We start from the raw sequence: 21,695 nt of genomic DNA, 5'->3' as shown, positions 1-21,695 counted from the left end.
GTTGCATCCACTTTATTCCCCTCCTTTCGATTCAACTTATTAAAGATATTTAATAAGTGAACAAAATAAAACTTATTAAACTACTTTAATAAGTGCTTGAGGCTAATATAACACACTACTTTTGGGAATGCAATATAGTTTTTATGCAGCTAAAAACGTTTTCTTCCTAACAAAAATAAAAAAAGACGAACCTCAATGGTTCGCCTTCTTAACTGGATATATTAACCGATAGAGCCTTCCATTTCGAACTTGATCAAACGGTTCATCTCTACTGCATATTCCATTGGTAATTCTTTTGTAAATGGCTCGATAAAGCCCATTACGATCATTTCTGTTGCTTCTTCTTCTGAAATACCTCTACTCATTAAGTAGAATAATTGTTCTTCTGATACTTTTGAAACTTTTGCTTCGTGCTCTAATGAAATATTATCATTTAAAATTTCATTATAAGGAATTGTATCAGAAGTAGATTTATTATCCATAATTAATGTATCGCATTCGATATTAGAACGAGCACCGTCTGCTTTACGTCCAAAGTGAACGATACCGCGATATGTTACTTTTCCGCCTTGTTTCGAAATAGACTTAGAAACAATTGTAGATGATGTATTTGGAGCTAAGTGAAGCATTTTTGCTCCAGCATCTTGGTGTTGTCCCTTACCAGCAAGAGCGATAGATAACGTCATTCCTCTTGCTCCCTCACCTCTTAAGATGACAGCAGGGTATTTCATTGTTAATTTAGAACCAATATTTCCATCGATCCATTCCATGGTAGCATTCGCATCACAAACTGCACGCTTTGTTACTAGATTGTATACATTGTTTGCCCAGTTTTGAATCGTTGTATAACGGCAATATGCATCTTTTTTTATAATGATTTCAACAACCGCACTATGAAGAGAGTTCGTAGTATAAACTGGTGCTGTACAACCTTCTACATAATGTACACTTGCGCCCTCATCCACGATGATTAACGTTCTTTCAAATTGTCCCATATTTTCAGAGTTAATACGGAAATATGCTTGTAATGGTGTGTCTACTTTAATTCCTTTGGGAACATAAATGAAAGATCCACCAGACCATACAGCTGAGTTTAAAGCAGCAAACTTATTATCCGTAGGTGGAATAACAGTTGCCCAATGCTCACGGAAAATATCTTCATTTTCTCTTAATGCAGAGTCTGTATCTTTGAAGACAATTCCCATTTTCTCAAGATCTTCCTGCATATTATGATAAACAACCTCAGATTCATACTGAGCAGATACACCTGCTAAGTATTTTTGCTCAGCTTCTGGAATACCAAGCTTATCAAATGTTTGTTTGATTTCATCTGGAACTTCATCCCAAGATCTTTCAGTTTTCTCTGATGGCTTTACATAATACGTAATTTCATCAAAGTTTAAAGCAGACAGATCACCGCCCCATTGTGGCATTGGCATTTTATAAAAATGCTCTAACGCTTTCAAACGGAAGTCTAGCATCCATTGTGGTTCAGCCTTCATTTTTGAAATTTCTTCAACGATTTCTTTCGTTAATCCACGTTTAGAACGAAAGATAGAAACGTCTTTATCTGAAAATCCATATTTATAATCCCCAATTTCGGGCATCTTTTTTGCCATTTCATTTTCCTCCATTCTACATGCAACCTTGGTAGTAAATTATGAATCTAATCCTTCATTTACGCCTTTTTCCATAGCCTTCCAAGCTAATGTTGCACATTTAATTCTTGCTGGGAATTTACTAACACCTTGAAGTGCCTCAATATCCCCCAAGTCCATATCATCTGGGTAGTCTTTGCCTTGAATCATTTCAGAGAATGACTCAGACATTTTTAACGCTTGTTCGACTGTTTTCCCTTTAATCGCTTGTGTCATCATGGATGCAGAAGACATGCTGATGGAACAACCTTCTCCATCGAATTTTGTGTCTGCGACAATTCCATCTTCAATTTTCATTGTAAGAAGGATGCGGTCCCCGCAAGTAGGGTTATTCATGTTGACAGTCAAACTGCCTTCAAGAACTCCTTTGTTCCGAGGGTTTTTATAGTGATCCATAATTACACTTCTATAAAGTGAATCTAAGTTATTAAAAGACATCGCTAAAATACTCCTTTGTCTTGCCAATCCCTTCCACAAGCTTATCTACATCTTCTTCTGAATTATAAAGATAAAAGCTTGCTCGAGCGGTTGCAGAAACATTTAGCCATTTCATTAATGGTTGTGCACAGTGATGTCCTGCACGTACGGCAATTCCTTCAGCATCTAATACTGTTGCAACATCATGTGGATGAACATCTTCAATATTAAAGGTGATCACGCCAGCGCGGTTATTTGCGTTTTGCGGTCCATAAATAGTTAAACCATTAATAGAAGACATTTTCTCCATCGCATATGCTGCCAATTTATGCTCATGTTCGGTTATATTCTCCAAGCCAATTTCTTCGAGAAAATCAATGGCTGCACCTAAACCGATGGCCCCTGCAATGATTGGTGTTCCAGCTTCAAACTTCCATGGGAGTTCTTTCCAAGTTGACTCATATAATCCGACGAAATCAATCATTTCTCCACCAAATTCAATTGGCTCCATATTTTCTAAAAGTTGTTTCTTTCCATAAAGTACCCCAATTCCTGTTGGACCACACATTTTATGTCCAGAGAATCCAAGGAAATCACAATCCAAATCTTGCACATCGATTTTTACATGTGGAGCTCCTTGTGCAGCATCTACAACGAGCACAGCTCCATTTTTATGAGCAATAGCTGCTATTTCCTTTATTGGATTGATAACCCCTAGAACATTTGAAACATAGGCAATGGAAACTACTTTTGTAGCTGGGGTGATTGTATTTTCAACATCAACAAGGGCAATTGTTCCATCTGCTTGCAGTGGCAAATATTTAAGTGTTGCTCCTGTTTTTTTGGCAACTTGCTGCCAAGGAATAATATTACTATGATGCTCCATCGGGGTAATGACTATTTCATCCCCCTCTTTTACATTTTCCATCGCATAGCTTTGTGCAACTGTATTCAGCGCCGTTGTCGTACCACGAGTAAAAATAATTTCCTCGATGGAAGAAGCAGAGATAAACTTTCTCACCTTTTCCCTTGCTCCTTCATAAGCATCTGTCGCTCTAGTGCCTAAGGTATGAACACCACGATGAACATTGGAATTATATTCTCGATAGTAGTTCTCGATTGTTTCAATTACCTGAACTGGCTTTTGAGAGGTAGCTGCACTATCAAGATAAACCAATGGATGTCCGTTGACTTCTTGGTTTAAAATTGGGAAGTAAGAACGAATATGTTTGCTATCCATTATCTTACTTTCCTTTCAATTACCTCAACTAATTGCTTTTTCACACCTTCAATTGGCAATTGTTCTACCACAGGAGCTAAGAAACCATGAATAACTAATCTTTCTGCTTCATGTTGTGGAATACCACGGCTCATTAAGTAATACAATTGTAAAGGATCTACTCTACCAACTGATGCTGCATGTCCTGCCGTTACATCATCTTCATCAATTAATAGAATTGGGTTCGCATCGCCTCTAGCCTTTTCGCTTAACATTAGAACACGAGATTCTTGCTCCGCGTTTGCTTTCGTTGCACCATGCTCAATTTTACCAATTCCGTTAAAGATGGAAGAAGCTTTATCCTTCATTACACCATGCTTTAAGATATAACCTTCAGAGCTCTTACCATAATGAACTACTTTCGTAGTGAAGTTTTGTTTTTGATCGCCTCGTCCAACTACTACAGACTTCGTATCGCCATATGAGCCATCACCCATCAAGTATGTTGTATTATCAGAAATCGTATTACCGTCATTCATGAAGCCTAATGCCCATTCAATTTTAGCATCACGACCTGCAACACCACGGCGATTTACATACGTAGTAACACCATGCGCTAGATTATCAACAGCACCATATTGAACTTTTGCATTGGCATTGGCAATTACTTCTGTCACAATATTGAATACTGCTTCTTCAGGATCCACAGTAGAAACATAGTTTTCTACATAAACAACAGAGCTATTATCTTCAGCCACTACAATAACATGGTTAAAAAGGTTCGCTTCTTTGTCATCATGTAAGAAAATGGATTGAATTGGTTCTTCCACTACTACGTTCTTAGGAACATATAAGAATACTCCACCATTTAAAAGAGCCGCATGTAAAGCCGTTAATTTATGCTCATCTATCTTTACAGCATCTTTCATAAAGTATTTTTGCAGTAAGTCACTATATTCTCTTGCAGCTGTAAAAATATCAGTGAAAATAACGCCGCTTTCTTTTAATTCATTAGAAACAGCTAAGAAAGTTGGACGGTTATTTCTTTGGATATAAAGTGTTTTATTTTTTTCTAAATCGATTAGTGCTTTTACTTGTTCCGGTAAATCACTTACATCTGAAAAATCTTCACTGCTTACAATATGCTTTTCAAATTGGGTAAAGTTCCAGTTTTTAATATTGGTTTTGTCCGGTCTTGGCATTGGAAGAGCGTCTGCTTGTTGTAAAGCATTTACACGCAGCTCTGTCAGCCAAGAAGGTTCATTCATATCTTTCGAAAAAGAGGAAAGATACTCTTGGTCAAATGGTAATTTAATATCCGTTGTCATTGGTCAATCCTCCTAACAATTACGCTTCTTGTTCAACAGTTTCGTCTTCAATACCAAGCTCTTTTTTAATCCAGTCATATCCTTCTGCTTCTAAGCGTTGAGCAAGCTCAGGTCCACCAGATTTAACAATACGACCTTGCATCATTACATGAACGTAGTCAGGAGTAATGTAGTTTAATAAACGTTGGTAGTGAGTGATAATTAAGCAGCCGAACTCTTCTTTACGCTCTTCACGCATTTTGTTAATTCCTTTTGAAACAACTTTCAATGCATCGATATCCAAACCAGAATCGATTTCATCTAAGATCGCAATTTTTGGATTCAACATCATTAATTGAAGAATTTCATTACGTTTCTTCTCCCCGCCAGAGAAGCCTTCATTTAGGTAACGTTGTGCCATATCTGGATCCATTTCTAGGTAATCCATGTTATCATCCATTTTACGGATAAATTTCATTAAGGAAATTTCATTCCCTTCACCTAAACGGCTGTTTAAAGCAGAACGTAAGAAGTCAGCATTTGTTACACCACTAATTTCACTTGGGTATTGCATAGCTAAAAATAGACCTGCACGCGCGCGCTCATCTACTTCCATTTCTAATACATCTTCGTCATCAAGACTTACATCACCGCTTGTTACTTCATACTTTGGGTGACCCATGATTGCAGAAGATAATGTTGATTTACCCGTTCCGTTTGGCCCCATGATTGCGTGAATTTCTCCACCCTTTATTTCTAAGTTAAGACCTTTAATAATTTCTTTTTCTTCGATTGAAACATGTAAATCATTAATGACTAATTTAGGTTGACTCATATTATATACCTCCATAGTAAAAAGAAGTTTTGTTCACAAAATTGTCGAAACTTCATTATCAATTTATTATCATTCTAATCTTATAACAAATAAAATCTGATAGCAACCTATTGCTTCCCGTTCAATAAGGAAAATTCGCATGAAACAAATAAATACGCTTGATTCCTTATAATTTCGCATGAGTTTGCTTTCTTTAAAATAATTTCTCTCCTTATTACGGTCCCGAACAATTCACTGGCATAAACGATAACGATAGACTCAAAAATATATTCACTTGAATAGTTTCGTTTTAGTATTTATACACGAAATAAATTTAGCCCTAGTACTTATTGGAAGACGATTCCGCTAAATATTATTTGATCATACAAAAATAAAAAATGTTCCTATAAAGACTTCTACACATGCTATATCCATTATTACTAGAATCAACTTAATTCTCAATTGGATATATACTATATGTTTAATCTTTTATAGGAACATCTTCTTACTTATTATTCACTAACTGGTACAACTGCACCTTTATACTCTTTATTAATGAAATCTTGAATTTCTTTAGAATGCAGTACTTCTACTAAAGTTTTAATATCTTCACGCTTTTCGTCTCCTTTACGAACAGTAATGATATTCGCATATGGAGATTCGCTTCCTTCGATTTCAATAGAATCTTTCACAGGGTTTAAGCCAGCATCTAATGCATAGTTGGCATTAATAACAACTGCATCCCCTTCATTATTATTAAAAATTTGTGGAAGTAACGCTGGCTCATAATCTGCTTTTAATTTAACATTTTTCGGATTTTCCGCAATATCTTCAATCTTTGCATTTACTTTATCAATTCCATCTTTAAGCTTAATTAATCCACCTTTTTCTAAAAGAGACAGTACACGGCCATGTTCAGCAACAGAGTTACTAAAAATAATGGTTGCTCCATCCGGAAGCTCATCTAAACTCTTATATTTCTTAGAGAAAACAGCCATCGGCTCAATATGAATTCCACCAGCATTTACAAAATCATAACCATTTTCTTTAATTTGTTGGTTCAAGTATGGAATATGCTGAAAATAGTTTGCGTCAATTTCTTTTGATTCTAAAGCTTTATTTGGCAATACATAATCTTGGAACGTTTTGATCTCTAAATCAATTCCCTTTTCTTTCAAAATTGGTTTTGCTTTTTCCAAAATTTCAGCATGTGGTACATTGGAAGCACCTACTACTAATTTAGTTGATCCTTTGTCAGTGTTAGAACCGCCGTTTTCCTTGCTATCATCATTAGAGCTGCCGCATGCCGCAAGAACAAATATAAATGTTAATGCAATCAGTAAAGACAATAATTTTTTCATGTGTTTTTCTCCTTATCTTTTGTCTATTTTTTTTGTTATAAAATCACCAATAAATTGGATAATAAAAACAATGATTAAAATAATAACAGTTGAAACAAGCGTCACATCACCATTACCCCGTTGAAATCCTTGTAAATAAGCTAAATTCCCAAGCCCTCCGGCACCAATTATTCCAGCCATTGCGGTTGATCCTACTAGTGCAATGGTAGTTACCGTAATTCCTGAAACAAGTGCTGGCATAGATTCAGGCAAAAGAACTTTAAAGATAATAGTGGTTGGTTTTGCTCCCATTGACTTTGCCGCTTCAATAACACCTTTATCCACTTCTCGAAGACCAATTTCCACAAGTCTTGCATAAAACGGAGCAGCACCTATGATTAAGGAAGGCAACGCCGCTTTCGGTCCAATCATTGTTCCGATTAGCAAAGTCGTTAGCGGGATTAATAGAACTAATAAAATAATAAAAGGAATGGATCGGAAAATATTCACGACTGCACTGATGATTCTATTTAAAAATACATTATTCCACATATTCCCTTTATCTGTTAAAAACAGCGTAATTCCAAGTATAATTCCAAGTATAAAAGTAAAAATAATCGAGAATCCAGTCATAAATAAGGTCTCTTTCGTGGCATTCCACATTATTTCCCAATCTACATTTGGCAATAATCTTTCCATCATCCTTCAATCACCTCCACACTAATTTCTTGCGCATGAAGATATTGAATAGCTTTTTCTATTTCTTGCTTCTCTCCATCTAAATGAATATATAATGTTCCATAGGATCCATGCTGTGTCGGGGAAATTTTCCCTTGAATGATATTCACAGAAACCGCAAAAGTCCGAATGAGATTAGTGATGACAGGCTGTTCAGCACTTTCGCCGACAAATCCCAGCATGACAATGCTGCCTGTTTTATATTGCGCTATTAAGTGTTCAATCGTATCTTTCGCCTCTTCTGGTTCAATTACTTGTTGAACAAACCGTTTCGTAATTTCTTTCTTTGGCTGCTTAAAGACATCAATCACCGGTCCTGTTTCTACTACTTTCCCGTCTTCCATCACTGCCACTCGATGACAAATCTTGCGAATAACGTGCATTTCATGGGTAATCAATACAATTGTTAGACCAAGACGTTTATTAATGTCTACTAATAAATCTAAGATGGCATCTGTTGTTTGTGGATCCAATGCTGAGGTTGCTTCATCACAGAGAAGTACTTTCGGATCACTAGCAAGTGCTCTTGCTATCCCAACCCGCTGTTTCTGCCCACCACTTAATTGAGAAGGATAAGCATCTTCTCGTCCTTCTAATCCAACCAGCTTGATGAGCTCTAATACCTTCTTATCTCTTGCTGATTTTTTTACGCCTGCTATTTCTAAAGGAAAAGCAATATTTTCTTTTACGGTTCTTGACCATAGCAGATTAAAATGTTGAAATATCATACTGATTTCTTGTCTCGCCTTACGAAGTTTACTTCCTTTTATTGTAGAAACTTCATGACCTGCAACCGACACACTTCCAGCAGTAGGAATCTCCAATCCGTTCAACATTCTGATTAATGTACTTTTACCTGCACCACTATATCCGATTATCCCAAATATCTCTCCTGAATCGATGGTTAAATCCACGTGATCAACCGCAGTGACCTTCCCACTTCTTGAGGAGTATATCTTTTTTACTGAGTTTACATTAATCAATGTGTTCACCTACTTCTTTTTTAAAATCACTCTATCGTTCACTATATTAAAATAGCTTTTAACAAAGCATATCATATCATTCCAGATAACAAAAAAACCTTTCTGCAAGAAGAGCAGAAAGGTTTTTATTATGAATAATATCCCTTTCTCTCATCTATCAAAGCCTAACGCTTTGTGTGAATTGGCACCGTTTCAGTATACTGACGGTTGCCGGGTTTCATAGGGCACATCCCTCCACCTCTCTTGATAAGAGTTCATTATTTATATGAAATGTAAAAATCGTTAATATGATAGATGTAATTTACCACTTCCCGAAATGACTGTCAACACCTTTTTTAACATAATTTCTTTTCTGAATTTTCAATTAAAAAAGGAAGATTTTCTGACATAATTAATTCAATGAGAAAACTTGGATTTAAATCGAATTTGGGGCAAATCCCTTCAAAAAAATAACCCGAAATACACTTCACTTTTTGTTAGCAAAGGCGGATTCCAGGTAAACAACAAAACTATTCCCTTCCTTTTATCCAGTGTGGGGAACTGAACGTGAATGGCTTAAGAAAAACACAGATTCAAGTAAGAGGATTTTCCTTAAGGAGCCTTCTAATTGAATAGATCCATTCTTTTTCGCTTCTCTAAGAAGAATCTCGCCTTCCATAACGAGGCTAATACTAGTCATATCCCCCGTTAACCATATATCTGGATTATCCTCCCCCTTCATCCTTCTCCATGAAAAGCGATTGTTATTAAGCTCCATATAATAGGACTCATTTTGACATGTTAACACTAAGGAAAGCGAAGCGTTTCGTAATAATGGTTTTAACGATTCTTTCCGATTCAGCTTTTCTACAAAACATTTCATCCAATCCTGCAAAAGCATCTCCTACTTTCTGCCGAACAATCTTATATTACTTATTCTTGCAGCAGCAGAAAAAAACCTTTTTTAAAAGTAATCTTTATAAAAAAGGCGATTGATGCTTTTAACCATGCTAGCTTTTTAAGGGCAGCATCCGTTTATGGAATTGGCACACTAATATAGCCCTTTCATGAAAATGTCCATGTCCTGCCTATTTTATATAGTTTTGGATAACTTCTACTAAATGAGGGACTGATTCAAAGCGATATACTTTTTCTTTTAACTCCCCCTTTTCCATAATAACTAGACAGGGAACACTTTCTACCTCATATTTTGCTGCTAAACCGGGGGCATAATTTAAATCCATTTTTCCTAAATTCAACTCTGGCTTCATTGTATGCAATACTGTCAACATTTTTGATGCAACCATACACGTACCGCAAAGAGGAGTATACAAGTAAAGAAAGGCAGCGTCTGTATCCTTTACTTGCTTCTCCCATTGATCGAGGTTCCAATCTATCATAATCCATTCATCCTTGTATCTAAATATTTTGCTTCAATCTCAATATCAGCTTGTAATAATAGGGTTGCTAAGTGACATTCAGGAGAGGCAGCAACTTCTTTATATTTGCGATCTATATAAAGGAATTCTGCTTCCGGAAGTTCTCGTTTAAACTGTTTTCTTATCTTATCTCCTGACTTATCAGCATCCACTAAGATATACACATCTTTATCCATTAGCTCGTCTAGTAATTCATCCAGCTTTGAAACTCCAATTGTTCCATTCGTGCAAATAATATCGACTGGTTCACGCACAATCTTCTCTACTTTTTGTTTGTCTGATTTACCTTCCACAATGATTACTTTTTTCATATTGATCACCTAAAGGAGTTATTTCATTTACTTTAACATATTCAAACAGGAAGAGAAAGAAGTAGGTTTTCTGGTATATATCGGTGATAGGAAAGACATATTGCCCTATATATTCTCCTAACAATAAAAAAACCAAACAAGTATACGGAAATTTTTTTTAACATCTCCATATACCTGTTTGGATTTATAAATGGTTGGAATATCTATATCCCATCCTATACTATTCAATTAGCCTTCATTTGTCATTTCTTCATATTGCTCTGCTGACATAAGCTCCTCAATATCTGCTTTATCACTTGGCTCAATAACAACCATCCATGCTTTTTCGTAAGGAGATTCGTTCACAAATTCCGGATTGTCACTAAGCTCTTCGTTAACTTCAACAACTTTTCCGCTGATAGGAGCATATAATTCAGAAACTGTCTTAACAGATTCCACACTTCCAAAAGGTTCATTTGCTGTTACTTCATCGCCTACTTCTGGTAGTTCAACAAATACGATATCGCCTAATTCAGATTGTGCAAAATATGTAATACCTACACGTGCGTTATCTCCTTCAACTTTTACCCATTCATGTTCTTTTGAATATCGCAAATCCTTTGGTACTGCCATTATAACCCCTCCGTATTTATCATTTTTACTCTGTTAAACAGAGTTACTATTAAAAAAAGCAGGTCGCTTAAGCCCAACTTTCTTTAAACATCTCTTCTTTAAAGCCTAATGTTACTTTATTTCCATCTGTAGTTAAAGGGCGTTTAATTAACATGCCATCAGAAGCAAGCAAATCTAATAATTCCTCATCCGACGCTTCCTTTATTTTATCCTTTAATCCAAGATCTCTGTATTTCTGACCTGAAGTATTGAAGAATTTCTTTATTTCAAGGCCACTTTTTTTATACAAATCCTCTAATAACGCACGAGAAGGAGGATTGTCCACAATATGTACTTCTTCATATGACACATGATTTTCATCCAGCCACTTTTTCGCCTTGCGACAAGTTGAGCATTTTGGATACCAATAAAAAGTAACTTTCATTCCATCACCCATAATCTATGTATTTTGAAACATTCAACTAAATATTATCACAATTTGATATAAAGTAAAACTTCAATCAGTGCCCACTTGTGCCAACTGTTATTTCCTTTCTTGCATTTTTCAGCTATTTCTTTAAGTAGGATAGATTACGACAGAATCAAACTAGGTGAATCCCTCATTCGATTGACTAAAAAGAAGGTTCTTCTGATTCGTTTATTTCAGAAGAACCTGTTTGACTATTTATGATTACGCCTTACCCAAGATACTCTCCAGCTGTTAATAAATGTTTGGCAGCCTCTCTTTTCCTTGCAATGATTGGCTTTGGTGTGTATCTAGTATATTTCTTTAATACAGATAGTGCTAATCTTAGTTCATCACCGCTTAGCATATAGGCTAACGTATCTATCGCCTCTGTGATTACTTGCTGAAAAGCCTCTTGGCAATATATTTCGGTATATAATATTTTTTGTTTTTCTTCTTGCTCATTTTTCCCCATTGCCTTTTCCGTTCTTAGAATACAAGAATCCATCGCAAATACCGCATTAAAAATATTTGCTAGATTAACCATTATCTCTTGCTGCTCTTCCAATTTTTCTTTATATTTTTTCAGCATCATTCCAAATAGTAGGTAACTGATTTTTCTAGTATTGGAAAGAAGCATCTTTTCTTGGGATAATAACTTATCATCTGGCTCTTCCGGTAGAAAGGAGAGCATTTCCTTTTCCGTCATTTTTGCTAGTGCCAATAACGGGATTTCTCCTTTGACACTCTTTTTAGCCAAGGTAGGAGGGATTAATAAGCGATTAATCTCATTTGTTCCTTCAAAAATGCGGTTGATACGTGAATCACGATACATTCTAGCGATATCAAAATCTTCCATAAATCCATTGCCACCATGTAGCTGCACACATTCATCTACTACCATATCTAATACTTCCGATGCAAAAATTTTATTTAAGCTACACTCTATAACATATTCATTTATGATTTTCGCCATTATCGTCCATTCTATATCTGCATCTACTTCATCCATTGCTGTAGACAGTAATCCTGCTGTACGATAGACAGTGCTTTCTGCCGCATAAATATAGGAGGCCATTGTTGCATACTTTTCAAGCGTAAGCGGAAAATGAGATAATGGAACAGAAAACTGCACTCGCTTATCCGTGTAAGCAATCGTCTTTTTTAATGCTTCTTTACTAGCACCAATTGCTCCCAGACCAAGCTTATAGCGACCAATATTTAAAATATTTAATGCGATTAAATGACCTTTTCCAATCTCTCCTAACACATTTTCCACTGGTACTTCTACTTGATCAAAACGAACGGCGCAGGTGGAAGAACTCTTGATTCCTAATTTATTTTCTTCTTTCCCTATTGAAATACCTGGAAAGTCTTTTTCTACAATAAATGCAGTAAAATGTTCTGTGTTTACTTTTGCATAGACGATAAAGATATCGGCAATTCCTGAATTGGTAATCCACTGTTTTTCGCCAGTAAGTGAATAGTGTGTCCCTTCCTTATTTAAAACTGCTGTTGTTTTTATACTAAGAGCATCGGATCCCGCTGAAGGCTCCGTTAACGCATAGGAGGCGATTTTTTTACCAACGGCTAAATCCGGTAAATATTTTTCCTTCTGCTTCTTATTACCAAATAAAACAATTGGTAATGAACCAATCCCTATATGAGCCCCATGGGTTACAGAAAATCCGCCTGCAACAGCCATTTTTTCTGAAATAATGGCTGTACTGATTTTATCTAAACCCAAACCGCCATATGGTTCTGGGATATCTGAACTTAACAGACCCAGTTCCCCTGCCTCTTCCATCAGCTGTTTTGTTATTGTAAATTGATGATTTTCCATCTCTGCCAAATGAGGTAGTACTTTTTTCTGAACAAACTCACTTGTCATTTCTGCAATCATCTCATGCTCTTCTGTAAAATCCTCTGGGGTAAAAATTGCGTCTGCGGTGACCTGTTCCGTTAAAAAACTCCCACCCTTTTGCATAGTAATCCTATCCTTCCTTTCTCCACCACTTAATTTTTATGATAAAAATGTTATTCCTTTTTCGTCGTTAATGGTTTTCCTGTTTGCAATAGATAGAGCATTCTTTTTTGCGTCTCCTGCTGTTGTATTAATTGGATAAACGCTTCTCTCTCTAAATTTAATAAATAGTCCTCTTCCACTAATGCACCAAATTCTACACTGCCACCAGTAAGAACTATAGCAAGATTGCTGGCAATCTCGGCATCATATTCGGAGATAAAACCTATTTTTTTGAGCTTATCAACTTCTTGCATTAAGAAGTCATAACCCAATTTACCTGTAACCATAATCTTTTCTTTTTTAGCCGCTTGAAACTTTTCATCCGCTAATTGTAGAACCGCTTTTTTAGCATCTCTTAATAAAAATCGATCATTATTAGTTATCCCATCTCTCTCTGTTAAGAAGCCTAGTTCTTTCGCTTGAACGGCAGAGGTAGCTACCTTAGCAGTCAAAATGGTCTGAAATACTTCTGCAGTAAGCTGCAGCATTTCTTCTGGTAAAAGTTGTTGATTTTCCTTCCATTTATTGCAATATAAGGCTGTTGTTCCTCCACCGCCAGGGATAAGGCCTACCCCTGTTTCTACTAGTCCAAGATACGTTTCTAACGATGCTTGCACCTTATTTGCCGCCAGACAAATTTCTGCTCCTCCTCCTAATGTTCTTTGATAAGGGGCAGCTACAACTGGCTTCTGGCAATATTTTATGCGCTTCATTGCTTGCTGAAAACGGCGGACGGCTATCTGCAGCTCTACATTATCCTCATTTTGAGCTTCTAATAGCATTAAAGCTAAATTAGCCCCAAGACTAAAGTTCTTTTTTTCACTGCCAATAACCAGTCCTTTATATGCTTCTAACTCTACTTTTTCGATCGCCTTATCAATCATCACAAGAATGTCCATTCCAATGCTCATATTGGAGCTGTGTAATTCCAGTAATAATACTCCGTCTCCAATATCCATTAAACTTGCTCCATCATTGGAAAGAAGCACGCCTCTTTGCTTCTTCCATTCTTGTATGCATATTTGGTCCACGCTTTTTGGAATTGGCAGATATTTTCCTTGATGGTAATAATGTTCTACTCCATTAATCACTTTATAAAAAGATTCAAATCCTTGATCCAACATTTCTTTAATCCATCCAGGTATCTCCCGTGAATCTTTTTCCATTCGTTCTACTGTAGCTTTTAGTGCTAGTTCATCCCATAAACGAAACGGCCCATTTCTCCAATTAAATCCAGACTGAACAGCTTGATCTATCTCATAAATAGAATCGGAAATCTCCCCAACCATTTTGGCTGAATATAGTAAAAATGGGGCTATTCCTTTCCAGAGAAATTGTGCTTTTGGATTTTTTTCTTCTAAGAATAGAGGAAGCGATCGATGATCTGCTTTCTTTTTTGTTCCAGTCAAATTTTTGTATGTCCACGTATGATAATCAAGAACTTGCAGCCCTTCTTCCGTTTTTCGGTAAAATCCCTTTTGCACCTTTCTGCCCAACATTTTTTTCTTGAGCATTTCTTCTAATAAAGCAGGAATTTGATACATCTCTATTTCTTCTGTATCATTCATTTTCCCTTGCATATTATGAATTACTTGATAAAAAGTATCTAAACCAACCATATCTAATGTATGAAAGGTGGCACTTTTCGGACGACCAATTAGTGGACCTGTTAATTGATCAACTTCTTCGATTGTTAAATCTTCCTTTATCATTTCTTTCACAATATTTAAAAAAGCAAAGGAGCCAATCCTATTTGCAATGAAGTTAGGAGTATCATTCGCTTTTACTACTACCTTTCCTAATTCTTCTTCCGCAAATTGACTGATGGTTTTTACAACATTTGGGGCGGTAACTTTAGTAGGAATGATTTCAAGTAATTTAATATAACGGGGTGGATTAAAAAAGTGTGTACCTAAAAAATGTGCTTGAAAATCTGGAGAAAGATTTTCTTTCATCTGGTTAATCGATATACCAGAAGTATTGCTACTGATAATAGATCCTTTTTTACGGTATTGATCTATCTTTTTAAAGAGCTCCTTCTTTATTTGCATATCTTCAATAATTGCTTCTACAATCCAATCCGATTCTCTTAATAAGTCAAAATCATCTTCTAGATTCCCAATTGTTAGTTGCGCTAAATTATTTAAAGATGTAAGCGGGCTTGGGGATTCTAACTTCATTCTTTCAATAGCAAGCCTGCCAAATCGATTCCTCACAACCTCATCTTTTAATGTCAGTCCTGCTTCTATTTCTTCGGATAGTAACTTAGTTGGTACAATATCCAGCAGAACCGTAGAAATTCCTGCATTAAGAAATTGTGCTGCAATCGCTGCCCCCATAACTCCAGAACCAATAACCGCAGCTGATTTTATCTCTTTCACCATGCATCCTCCTTGAAAAAATGTATTAAAATTTGATGGAATTCAAATGGCTCTAAAACACACCATTACTCTTTGTACGTCCAAGTGACGTAATTTTTAACAAAAATTGTGGCAAATTATTCGTTTTTTCTCCATGCTGTGTACTCATTAAATAAAAAAAATAGGAAATGCTAGTAAGGAATGAGTAAAGGGAGGTGTATAAATAAATGGCTCGTCTTAAGAAGAACCCTTCTAAAGCAGGAGTTAGTGCGGCAAGTGTAAAAGGCAACGCTGGTCCAACAGTTGAAACAGATGGTGGCGGAAAAGTAAACAGTCAAAATAATCAATATAAAAAGCAATAGTTTAACAGGAGGTAGATTTTGATGCAGCAACAACAAAATAATATGACTCAACCTAACGGGATGATGATGAAACCACCTGTTATGGTAACAGTCAAAGATTCCCTTTACTTAACAGATATGCTTTCTTGGAATTTACTAGCAATGAAAAAAGCGCATTTTTTTGCTCAACATGCCCAAGATCCAACGATTAAATCACAGCTTGAAAAATGTGGACAAATGCATCAGCATCACTATGAAAGAATACTTAGTCACTTAGATGCTAACAGTCAGCCAATGGCACAGCAACAGCAATAGATTGTAACGAAAAAATTAGTGATTGTTTATTCAATTTGCTCATTCTGCTAAAGAGATTGCCAAACCTTTTTAAGTTGACTCTGCCTTTTGTAGAATGAGCACCTATTCTTCTTAAAGGACTTTGAATAAGCAATCATCTTACTAAAACAATGATTTTATGAGGGAGGAAAAAGAAAATGGATCAACAAAAACCAATTCAAAATCCTGAGTCACAGGTTCCAAAAACACCGCAAATGAATGATCGCGATTTTACAAACGACATGCTTTCAACAGAAAAATACATGACGGATGCTTATTCAACAGCTTTAAATGAAGCAAGTAATGAAACATTTTATCAAGATTTATTATCCATTTTTACCGAAACACAAAATATGCAAAGAGAATTGTATGATTTAATGTTTCAAAAAGGATGGTATAAGCTTGAAGCTGCTGAGCAACAAAAAATCCAGCAATCTTATCAACAATTCAAAGGATACAGTAACCAATTTCCATATGGAAACACCACTATTCAGTAAAACCCTCATTTTATCCACCCAAAACGACATCGTTATGGGTGGTATTTTTACGCTTTGTCCAGCTTTCTTTATAGCATATGTTTTATTTTTGATTTTGTTTTCTTATCTCATTCATTTTTTTAATTTCTGATACAATTTGAACAATTGTTTGTTTCCCATCAGGGAATTTAGCATTCCAATGCTTTACTAAGCCTGGCATATTTTTGGACATATAAGTATAGAGCATCCATACTTGCACTTTTTCCTTTAATTCCTCATTTTCTTCTCCAAGAAGTAATTCCGTATAATTACTCAACAAGGAGTCAAATTCCTCTTGAAATTTCTCGTCCAATTTTCTTCTCTCCCTTCTATTTTCATTGACAACATGATGGAATTGTTTTATTATAAGAGTACACCTAATGATAATGATTATCAATATCATTAACTTCCCATAATTAATATTCTTTCCTTTTCTTTCCCCCTCATTTAAAGAATCGAGAAAGAATACACAAAAAGAGGCTGCTTCCCTGTCAGCCTCTTTTTGTCGTTACATAAAAACCGTTATTCATCACTAGAAAACATATATTTTTTATAATGATATCGAATGGAAAAAATCAATCCCATCGAAAGCATATTTCCCATCAAAGAACTACCTCCATAGCTTATAAAAGGAAGTGGTATCCCGGTAATAGGAAGAATCCCTACCGTCATCCCAATATTTTGGAAAACATGGAAACAAAGCATACTAATAATCCCTACACTCATACATGTATAAAAAGTATTTTTTGTTTCTAAGGCCACTTTTGTTATGTGATAAATAAGCAAGAAAAATAAACTAATGATAATACTTGCTCCAATGAAGCCAAATTCCTCGCCGACTACACTAAAAATAAAATCAGTGTGATTTTCTGGAAGCACTACTTCACTTGTGCCAACACCCTTTCCTGTTGTCTGGCCCGAACCAATTGCAAGCAAAGACTGGGTTAAGTGGTAACCCGTTGTACTTTGGTATGTATAGGGATCTAACCAGGAATAAATTCTTCCCATCTGATACTCCTTCACTCCAAAATACATGGTGATCCAATCTGGATGCCAAATAACAAGGTATAGGACAGCTGTTGCAATCACAGCAAAACTAGAAAAAATCGGCGTCAAGATCTTCCACGAAATACCAGATATAAAAATCATCCCCAGCATAATAGCAAGAAAAACTAAGGAGGTTCCCAAATCAGGCTGCTTCATGACAAGAAGAAGCGGAAATGCTGTTACAGCTCCAATTTTAAATAAGAGAAAAAAGTCACTTTGTATCGTCTTTACTATATACTTTTCCTGATGATCTACAATGATTCTCGATAGTGCCAGTACTAAAAATACCTTTACAAACTCAGAAGGCTGCAGAGAAAAACCAGGTAAAGTGAACCAACTTTTTGCACCATTAATTTCTCGGGCAATACTGGGCGGTGCTAATATAAGCAATACCAATAAGAAAAGACCAAAAGCATACAGATACCAGGTCAGTTTCTTCAACTGATCCGAATCTAAACGAATTACTCCAATAATAATACCTATACCAACTACATAATACATAACTTGCTTTAACACATAGGATGAGTTTGCTCCATATATAGCAATAAGGCTAGTTAAACATAGAAGCATTAATATTAGAACAAGTGTATAATCTATTTTCGATGAATTTTTTGGGGACATATTGTCATTGCTCCTTGTTCAGTAAAACTTTTAACAGGTTATCATTCTTCAATTCATAAATAATCATTTTTTACCATTTTATATTTACCCCCAAATGAATAGGGTCACACACACATTTACAATTCTCCATTATATTTGTATTTGCATGAAATAACAACTTTCGACAATCATTTTTATAAAATTATTTATTTTGATTTCTAACTTTAACCAAATTAATAAAAAACTGTTTAAAATGTCATATAACTTACTCTTTTTATTTTCCCCCAAAAAAAGAGAATGATCAAAATAGCTCCACTCCTAGAAAAATATTCTGGGATGTTAACTACTACTTTGACCACTCTCTTATTTAAGCTTCTACATGTATCGTTTTCGTCAACTCCACTAAATCGTCTGCGATTTTAGCTAATGATTTAGTAGAAGAAGTAATTTCTTCCATTGCCGCCAATTGTTCCTGAGAGGCTTCTGACACGTTCATTGAATTTTGACTGTTTTCCTTAGCAATGCCACTAACTTGATCCACCGAACCTGCAACCTCAACTATATTCGTAGAAATATTATGTGCAGCCTCTAAAATACTTTCCATTTGCTGACTCATGGATAACATTGATTCCGAAATTATCGTAAACTTTTCTTTAGTATCGTTGGTAATATTAATGCCGTCTTTTACTTCCTCTGTCACTCGTTTCATTGTTTTAACAGAAGATAGAGTATCTTTTTGAATTTCACTCACTAGAACTGCGATTTGCTTAGCGGACTGATTGGACTGTTCTGCCAATTTCCTTACTTCTTCTGCTACTACTGCAAAGCCTTTTCCTGCTTCACCAGCCCTAGCAGCTTCGATGGCTGCATTTAATGCCAATAAATTTGTCTGATCAGCAATTTCTGTTATAACATTTAAGAATTGACCAATCTCCTGGGAACGCTCTTGCAATAATACAATAGAGTCATTCGATTCTTGCACTGAATTTTGAATTAAACTCATTTGCGTTACAGTATTATCAACAACTGCTTGTCCTTCTTTAGCTTTCAATACAGTATTATGGGTGCTTTTCACCATATCTTCTGTATTCTTCGCAATATCTTTAATTTCATTATTCACAACAGCAACCGAATCAACAATGAAATCCATTCCTTTTGTCTGCTCTTCAGAACCAGCAGCAACACTTTGAATGGCAGCTGAAATCTGCTCTGATACATGGTTTGTTTCTACTGTATTAGCAGTCAGCTTTTCGGCAGAAGCATTTATGTGTTCAGATGTTTCATTCACTTTTTGTACTAAGTTGCGAATAAACTCTTTCATCAAAATAAACGCATCTGTTAGTTGGCCAATTTCATCATTAGAAGTTTTATGAATTTCAATCTCTAATTCGCCTTCTGTAATTTTCTTTATTGAATACAATAATTTCTTAAGAGGAGAAATTATGATTCTTCGTGTAAATAATGCAACAATCACTGTTACAAAAATTAAATTAATGACAGTATTAACAAAAATACTGAATTCTTGTGGGAAGACGCCGGCTTCCAGAATCATCTCATTAAGCTTAAAGGATATCATGGTGCTAAATAATGTAGCAAAAAAGATAATGACAATCATTTTTGTACGTAAACTGCGAAAAATACTTCGTTTCTTCATATGAGTTCCCCTTCTAATTTAATAGTTATATATACCTGTTCTTATATCGCGTAAAACCCTATAAATTATGTAATAAGATCTATATACATAGATATCACAAACAAAAAATAGTTGTTTATACCCATTTTACAAAAAATAGTGTATTTAAGCAATTTTTATCCTTTTCTAAAAAAAAAGGAGTATAGCCAAACGTACGGCTATACCCAAAGTGAGAGGAGGTTATGGGGTTACGGTATAAAGAATATGCTGTGCATTCAGCTTCTAAGAAGGTGATACAAGCTATTCTTTATACTTATTAGATATGCTTTTTTATAAAATCAGTGAGGGCTTATCCCCTTTATCGATAAAAAAGGGCAATCATCCTTTTGCGTTTTTAGCGGTAGTATATTTCATCATTCGGACATATACTACATTATAAAGATTAGCGGAAAGAAGGTTCTAAATGAAAAACACCTTATATGTAAACTCCATCATCCATTGTTGTTTGTTGACTGTCTTTGCGACGACTCTTTTTTATATACTGACTGGTTTATCCGTTTTTACTATTGCCTCCTTGATTTCAGGGGTGTTAGTAGCCTTCATTAGTTTATTAGAAGAAGAGGTCATCCATAAGAAAATCCATGATGAACATTGACTTTATTTTTTTTAAAATAATTTACTCTTTTATGTATAAAAAAAGAAAAAGGGGTCCACAATGATACTACAAAGTGTAATTCCCCCTTTTGTTTAGAGCTGTTTCAGATTAATTCTCGCTTTTGAGATATTCCTGATCAGCTCTTTTTTTTATTGAATTAATTGAAGAAATTGTCGCGTCCTTGCTTCTTTTGGCTCAGAAAAGATTTCATGCGGGCTACCTTTCTCTACAATATAGCCACCATCCATGAAAATCACTTCGTCCGCAACTTCTTTCGCAAATTTCATTTCATGTGTAACGATAATCATCGTCATGCCTTCATTTGCAAGTTGTTTTATTACTTTTAAAACTTCTCCAACAAGCTCTGGATCCAACGCAGATGTTGGTTCATCGAATAACATTACTTCTGGTTCCATCGCAAGCGCTCTGGCAATGCCAACTCGCTGCTGCTGCCCGCCTGACAGTTGAAATGGGTAAAAGTCGATTTTATCCCCCAGTCCTACTTTATTTAGTAAATCTGCCGCTTTCATTCTTGTCTTTTCTTTTGATTGCTTTTTCACCGTGATGGGACCTTCCATCACATTCTCAATGGCAGTTTTATGGGGAAAAAGATTGTAGCTTTGAAAAACCATACCTGTTAATTTCCGAAAATCTGTTATAGCCTTTTTCGTTACTTTCGTCGAGAAATCCAATTGCTTATTTTCTATTGTAATATGACCACTAGTTGGTATTTCTAATATGTTTAAACATCGAAGCATCGTCGTTTTTCCTGATCCTGAAGGACCAATAACAACAATGACTTTCCCTTTTTCCACTTCTAAATTTATGTCCTTTAATACTTGTAAATCGCCAAAATGCTTGGACAACCCTTTAATTGAAATCATGATGCTCGCTCCTTCTTCTATCGATTATTTTAGTCTTCC

Annotated in this window: 23 protein-coding genes and 1 riboswitch; of the genes, 4 read left to right on the top strand and 19 right to left on the bottom strand. The window is 35.6% G+C overall.

All coding sequences use genetic code 11. The features are described 5' to 3' along the window. Nucleotides 1-221 precede the first annotated feature (221 nt). The 15 genes from sufB to NiCM35_RS06970 all read right to left on the bottom strand — a co-directional run bounded on the left by sufB (nucleotide 222) and on the right by NiCM35_RS06970 (nucleotide 15,672). Nucleotides 222-1,619, bottom strand: coding sequence for a Fe-S cluster assembly protein SufB (gene sufB, locus NiCM35_RS07040; protein ID WP_095330491.1), 1,398 nt, complete (start codon nucleotides 1,617-1,619; stop codon nucleotides 222-224). Nucleotides 1,620-1,658: 39 nt separating this feature from the next. Then, nucleotides 1,659-2,096, bottom strand: coding sequence for a Fe-S cluster assembly sulfur transfer protein SufU (sufU, locus tag NiCM35_RS07035; protein ID WP_095330490.1), 438 nt, complete (start codon nucleotides 2,094-2,096; stop codon nucleotides 1,659-1,661). Then, nucleotides 2,086-3,315 carry a cysteine desulfurase gene (locus tag NiCM35_RS07030; protein WP_095330489.1) on the bottom strand — a complete coding sequence of 410 codons (1,230 nt, stop codon included), beginning with the start codon at nucleotides 3,313-3,315 and terminating at the stop codon, nucleotides 2,086-2,088. Before NiCM35_RS07030 ends, sufU begins: the two co-directional genes overlap by 11 nt. Next, on the bottom strand, nucleotides 3,315-4,622 hold the full coding sequence (gene sufD, locus NiCM35_RS07025) for a Fe-S cluster assembly protein SufD (protein WP_095330488.1): 1,308 nt from the start codon (nucleotides 4,620-4,622) through the stop codon (nucleotides 3,315-3,317). The genes NiCM35_RS07030 and sufD overlap by 1 nt, the downstream gene beginning before the upstream one ends. A gap of 19 nt (nucleotides 4,623-4,641) precedes the next feature. Further along, the gene (sufC, locus tag NiCM35_RS07020) at nucleotides 4,642-5,436 is read right to left on the bottom strand and encodes a Fe-S cluster assembly ATPase SufC (RefSeq protein ID WP_433779031.1); all 795 of its coding nucleotides are present in this window, start codon (nucleotides 5,434-5,436) and stop codon (nucleotides 4,642-4,644) included. Between the two features lie 491 nt (nucleotides 5,437-5,927). Continuing rightward, the gene (locus tag NiCM35_RS07015; RefSeq protein WP_249877975.1) at nucleotides 5,928-6,776 is read right to left on the bottom strand and encodes a MetQ/NlpA family ABC transporter substrate-binding protein; all 849 of its coding nucleotides are present in this window, start codon (nucleotides 6,774-6,776) and stop codon (nucleotides 5,928-5,930) included. 12 nt (nucleotides 6,777-6,788) lie between these two features. Continuing rightward, a complete protein-coding gene (locus tag NiCM35_RS07010; protein ID WP_433779028.1) occupies nucleotides 6,789-7,457 on the bottom strand; it encodes a methionine ABC transporter permease in 669 nt (222 codons plus the stop codon). Continuing rightward, on the bottom strand, nucleotides 7,454-8,476 hold the full coding sequence (locus NiCM35_RS07005) for a methionine ABC transporter ATP-binding protein (protein WP_095330485.1): 1,023 nt from the start codon (nucleotides 8,474-8,476) through the stop codon (nucleotides 7,454-7,456). Before NiCM35_RS07005 ends, NiCM35_RS07010 begins: the two co-directional genes overlap by 4 nt. A gap of 147 nt (nucleotides 8,477-8,623) precedes the next feature. Further along, a riboswitch (SAM riboswitch) is annotated at nucleotides 8,624-8,729 on the bottom strand. A gap of 270 nt (nucleotides 8,730-8,999) precedes the next feature. Further along, on the bottom strand, nucleotides 9,000-9,338 hold the full coding sequence (locus NiCM35_RS07000; RefSeq protein WP_433779026.1) for an SCP2 sterol-binding domain-containing protein: 339 nt from the start codon (nucleotides 9,336-9,338) through the stop codon (nucleotides 9,000-9,002). Nucleotides 9,339-9,543: 205 nt separating this feature from the next. Beyond that, nucleotides 9,544-9,855, bottom strand: a complete 312-nt coding sequence (locus NiCM35_RS06995; protein WP_095330483.1) for a thioredoxin family protein — start codon at nucleotides 9,853-9,855, stop codon at nucleotides 9,544-9,546. Then, nucleotides 9,852-10,205: a toprim domain-containing protein gene (locus tag NiCM35_RS06990; RefSeq protein ID WP_082138325.1), complete on the bottom strand. Its 354-nt coding sequence runs from the start codon at nucleotides 10,203-10,205 to the stop codon at nucleotides 9,852-9,854. Before NiCM35_RS06990 ends, NiCM35_RS06995 begins: the two co-directional genes overlap by 4 nt. 228 nt (nucleotides 10,206-10,433) lie before the next feature. Further along, nucleotides 10,434-10,817, bottom strand: coding sequence for a glycine cleavage system protein GcvH (gcvH, locus tag NiCM35_RS06985; RefSeq protein WP_095330482.1), 384 nt, complete (start codon nucleotides 10,815-10,817; stop codon nucleotides 10,434-10,436). 67 nt (nucleotides 10,818-10,884) lie between these two features. After that, on the bottom strand, nucleotides 10,885-11,241 hold the full coding sequence (locus NiCM35_RS06980; protein WP_095330481.1) for an arsenate reductase family protein: 357 nt from the start codon (nucleotides 11,239-11,241) through the stop codon (nucleotides 10,885-10,887). Nucleotides 11,242-11,494: 253 nt separating this feature from the next. Continuing rightward, a complete protein-coding gene (locus tag NiCM35_RS06975; protein ID WP_095330480.1) occupies nucleotides 11,495-13,249 on the bottom strand; it encodes an acyl-CoA dehydrogenase FadE in 1,755 nt (584 codons plus the stop codon). A gap of 50 nt (nucleotides 13,250-13,299) precedes the next feature. Then, nucleotides 13,300-15,672 (bottom strand): 3-hydroxyacyl-CoA dehydrogenase/enoyl-CoA hydratase family protein, encoded by a 2,373-nt coding sequence (locus NiCM35_RS06970; protein ID WP_163187805.1) that lies wholly within the window; start codon nucleotides 15,670-15,672, stop codon nucleotides 13,300-13,302. Between the two features lie 203 nt (nucleotides 15,673-15,875). Here NiCM35_RS06970 and NiCM35_RS06965 point away from each other — a divergent pair, with 203 nt between their 5' ends. The 3 genes from NiCM35_RS06965 (at nucleotide 15,876) to NiCM35_RS06955 (ending at nucleotide 16,819) form a co-directional block, all read left to right on the top strand. After that, nucleotides 15,876-16,010 carry a YuzL family protein gene (locus NiCM35_RS06965; RefSeq protein WP_082138326.1) on the top strand — a complete coding sequence of 45 codons (135 nt, stop codon included), beginning with the start codon at nucleotides 15,876-15,878 and terminating at the stop codon, nucleotides 16,008-16,010. Nucleotides 16,011-16,031: 21 nt separating this feature from the next. Beyond that, nucleotides 16,032-16,304 carry a hypothetical protein gene (locus NiCM35_RS06960; protein ID WP_095330478.1) on the top strand — a complete coding sequence of 91 codons (273 nt, stop codon included), beginning with the start codon at nucleotides 16,032-16,034 and terminating at the stop codon, nucleotides 16,302-16,304. A gap of 176 nt (nucleotides 16,305-16,480) precedes the next feature. Continuing rightward, complete coding sequence (locus NiCM35_RS06955; RefSeq protein ID WP_095330477.1) at nucleotides 16,481-16,819, top strand: spore coat protein; 339 nt, start codon at nucleotides 16,481-16,483, stop codon at nucleotides 16,817-16,819. Nucleotides 16,820-16,901: 82 nt separating this feature from the next. On the opposite strand, the gene NiCM35_RS06950 is transcribed toward NiCM35_RS06955, so the two are convergent. The 3 genes from NiCM35_RS06950 to NiCM35_RS06940 all read right to left on the bottom strand — a co-directional run bounded on the left by NiCM35_RS06950 (nucleotide 16,902) and on the right by NiCM35_RS06940 (nucleotide 20,138). Then, a complete protein-coding gene (locus NiCM35_RS06950; protein ID WP_095330476.1) occupies nucleotides 16,902-17,150 on the bottom strand; it encodes a DUF2573 family protein in 249 nt (82 codons plus the stop codon). Nucleotides 17,151-17,359: 209 nt separating this feature from the next. Beyond that, nucleotides 17,360-18,505: a rod shape-determining protein RodA gene (gene rodA, locus NiCM35_RS06945; protein WP_095330475.1), complete on the bottom strand. Its 1,146-nt coding sequence runs from the start codon at nucleotides 18,503-18,505 to the stop codon at nucleotides 17,360-17,362. A gap of 346 nt (nucleotides 18,506-18,851) precedes the next feature. Next, nucleotides 18,852-20,138: a methyl-accepting chemotaxis protein gene (locus NiCM35_RS06940; RefSeq protein WP_095330474.1), complete on the bottom strand. Its 1,287-nt coding sequence runs from the start codon at nucleotides 20,136-20,138 to the stop codon at nucleotides 18,852-18,854. 442 nt (nucleotides 20,139-20,580) lie between these two features. On the opposite strand from NiCM35_RS06940, the gene NiCM35_RS06935 reads away from it, so the two are divergent. Beyond that, nucleotides 20,581-20,772, top strand: a complete 192-nt coding sequence (locus tag NiCM35_RS06935; RefSeq protein ID WP_123260638.1) for a hypothetical protein — start codon at nucleotides 20,581-20,583, stop codon at nucleotides 20,770-20,772. A 149-nt stretch (nucleotides 20,773-20,921) separates the two neighbouring features. Here NiCM35_RS06935 and NiCM35_RS06930 read toward each other — a convergent pair whose 3' ends face one another. Then, nucleotides 20,922-21,656 (bottom strand): amino acid ABC transporter ATP-binding protein, encoded by a 735-nt coding sequence (locus NiCM35_RS06930; RefSeq protein ID WP_095330473.1) that lies wholly within the window; start codon nucleotides 21,654-21,656, stop codon nucleotides 20,922-20,924. Nucleotides 21,657-21,695: the final 39 nt, after the last annotated feature.

Origin of the sequence: Niallia sp. M35 (genome assembly GCF_050971705.1) — a bacterium.
Classification (GTDB): domain Bacteria; phylum Bacillota; class Bacilli; order Bacillales; family Cytobacillaceae; genus Niallia; species Niallia circulans_A.
Note: the sequence above shows the minus strand (reverse complement) of the source record. Positions and strands in the feature narration are given on the sequence as shown.

Excerpts from the sequence above, each read along its gene's own strand:
- NiCM35_RS06990 (WP_082138325.1), bottom strand. The coding sequence starts at position 10,205 with ATGAAAAAAGTAATCATTGTGGAAGGTAAATCAGACAAACAAAAAGTA.
- NiCM35_RS06965 (WP_082138326.1), top strand. The coding sequence starts at position 15,876 with ATGGCTCGTCTTAAGAAGAACCCTTCTAAAGCAGGAGTTAGTGCGGCA.
- NiCM35_RS06930 (WP_095330473.1), bottom strand. The coding sequence starts at position 21,656 with ATGATTTCAATTAAAGGGTTGTCCAAGCATTTTGGCGATTTACAAGTA.
- sufD (WP_095330488.1), bottom strand. The coding sequence starts at position 4,622 with ATGACAACGGATATTAAATTACCATTTGACCAAGAGTATCTTTCCTCT.
- NiCM35_RS07030 (WP_095330489.1), bottom strand. The coding sequence starts at position 3,315 with ATGGATAGCAAACATATTCGTTCTTACTTCCCAATTTTAAACCAAGAA.
- sufB (WP_095330491.1), bottom strand. The coding sequence starts at position 1,619 with ATGGCAAAAAAGATGCCCGAAATTGGGGATTATAAATATGGATTTTCA.
- NiCM35_RS07015 (WP_249877975.1), bottom strand. The coding sequence starts at position 6,776 with ATGAAAAAATTATTGTCTTTACTGATTGCATTAACATTTATATTTGTT.
- NiCM35_RS07010 (WP_433779028.1), bottom strand. The coding sequence starts at position 7,457 with ATGATGGAAAGATTATTGCCAAATGTAGATTGGGAAATAATGTGGAAT.
- rodA (WP_095330475.1), bottom strand. The coding sequence starts at position 18,505 with ATGTCCCCAAAAAATTCATCGAAAATAGATTATACACTTGTTCTAATA.
- NiCM35_RS06960 (WP_095330478.1), top strand. The coding sequence starts at position 16,032 with ATGCAGCAACAACAAAATAATATGACTCAACCTAACGGGATGATGATG.
- sufC (WP_433779031.1), bottom strand. The coding sequence starts at position 5,436 with ATGAGTCAACCTAAATTAGTCATTAATGATTTACATGTTTCAATCGAA.
- NiCM35_RS06970 (WP_163187805.1), bottom strand. The coding sequence starts at position 15,672 with ATGGTGAAAGAGATAAAATCAGCTGCGGTTATTGGTTCTGGAGTTATG.
- NiCM35_RS06980 (WP_095330481.1), bottom strand. The coding sequence starts at position 11,241 with ATGAAAGTTACTTTTTATTGGTATCCAAAATGCTCAACTTGTCGCAAG.
- NiCM35_RS06975 (WP_095330480.1), bottom strand. The coding sequence starts at position 13,249 with ATGCAAAAGGGTGGGAGTTTTTTAACGGAACAGGTCACCGCAGACGCA.
- sufU (WP_095330490.1), bottom strand. The coding sequence starts at position 2,096 with ATGTCTTTTAATAACTTAGATTCACTTTATAGAAGTGTAATTATGGAT.
- gcvH (WP_095330482.1), bottom strand. The coding sequence starts at position 10,817 with ATGGCAGTACCAAAGGATTTGCGATATTCAAAAGAACATGAATGGGTA.
- NiCM35_RS07000 (WP_433779026.1), bottom strand. The coding sequence starts at position 9,338 with ATGAAATGTTTTGTAGAAAAGCTGAATCGGAAAGAATCGTTAAAACCA.
- NiCM35_RS06955 (WP_095330477.1), top strand. The coding sequence starts at position 16,481 with ATGGATCAACAAAAACCAATTCAAAATCCTGAGTCACAGGTTCCAAAA.
- NiCM35_RS06995 (WP_095330483.1), bottom strand. The coding sequence starts at position 9,855 with ATGATAGATTGGAACCTCGATCAATGGGAGAAGCAAGTAAAGGATACA.
- NiCM35_RS06935 (WP_123260638.1), top strand. The coding sequence starts at position 20,581 with ATGAAAAACACCTTATATGTAAACTCCATCATCCATTGTTGTTTGTTG.
- NiCM35_RS06940 (WP_095330474.1), bottom strand. The coding sequence starts at position 20,138 with ATGAAGAAACGAAGTATTTTTCGCAGTTTACGTACAAAAATGATTGTC.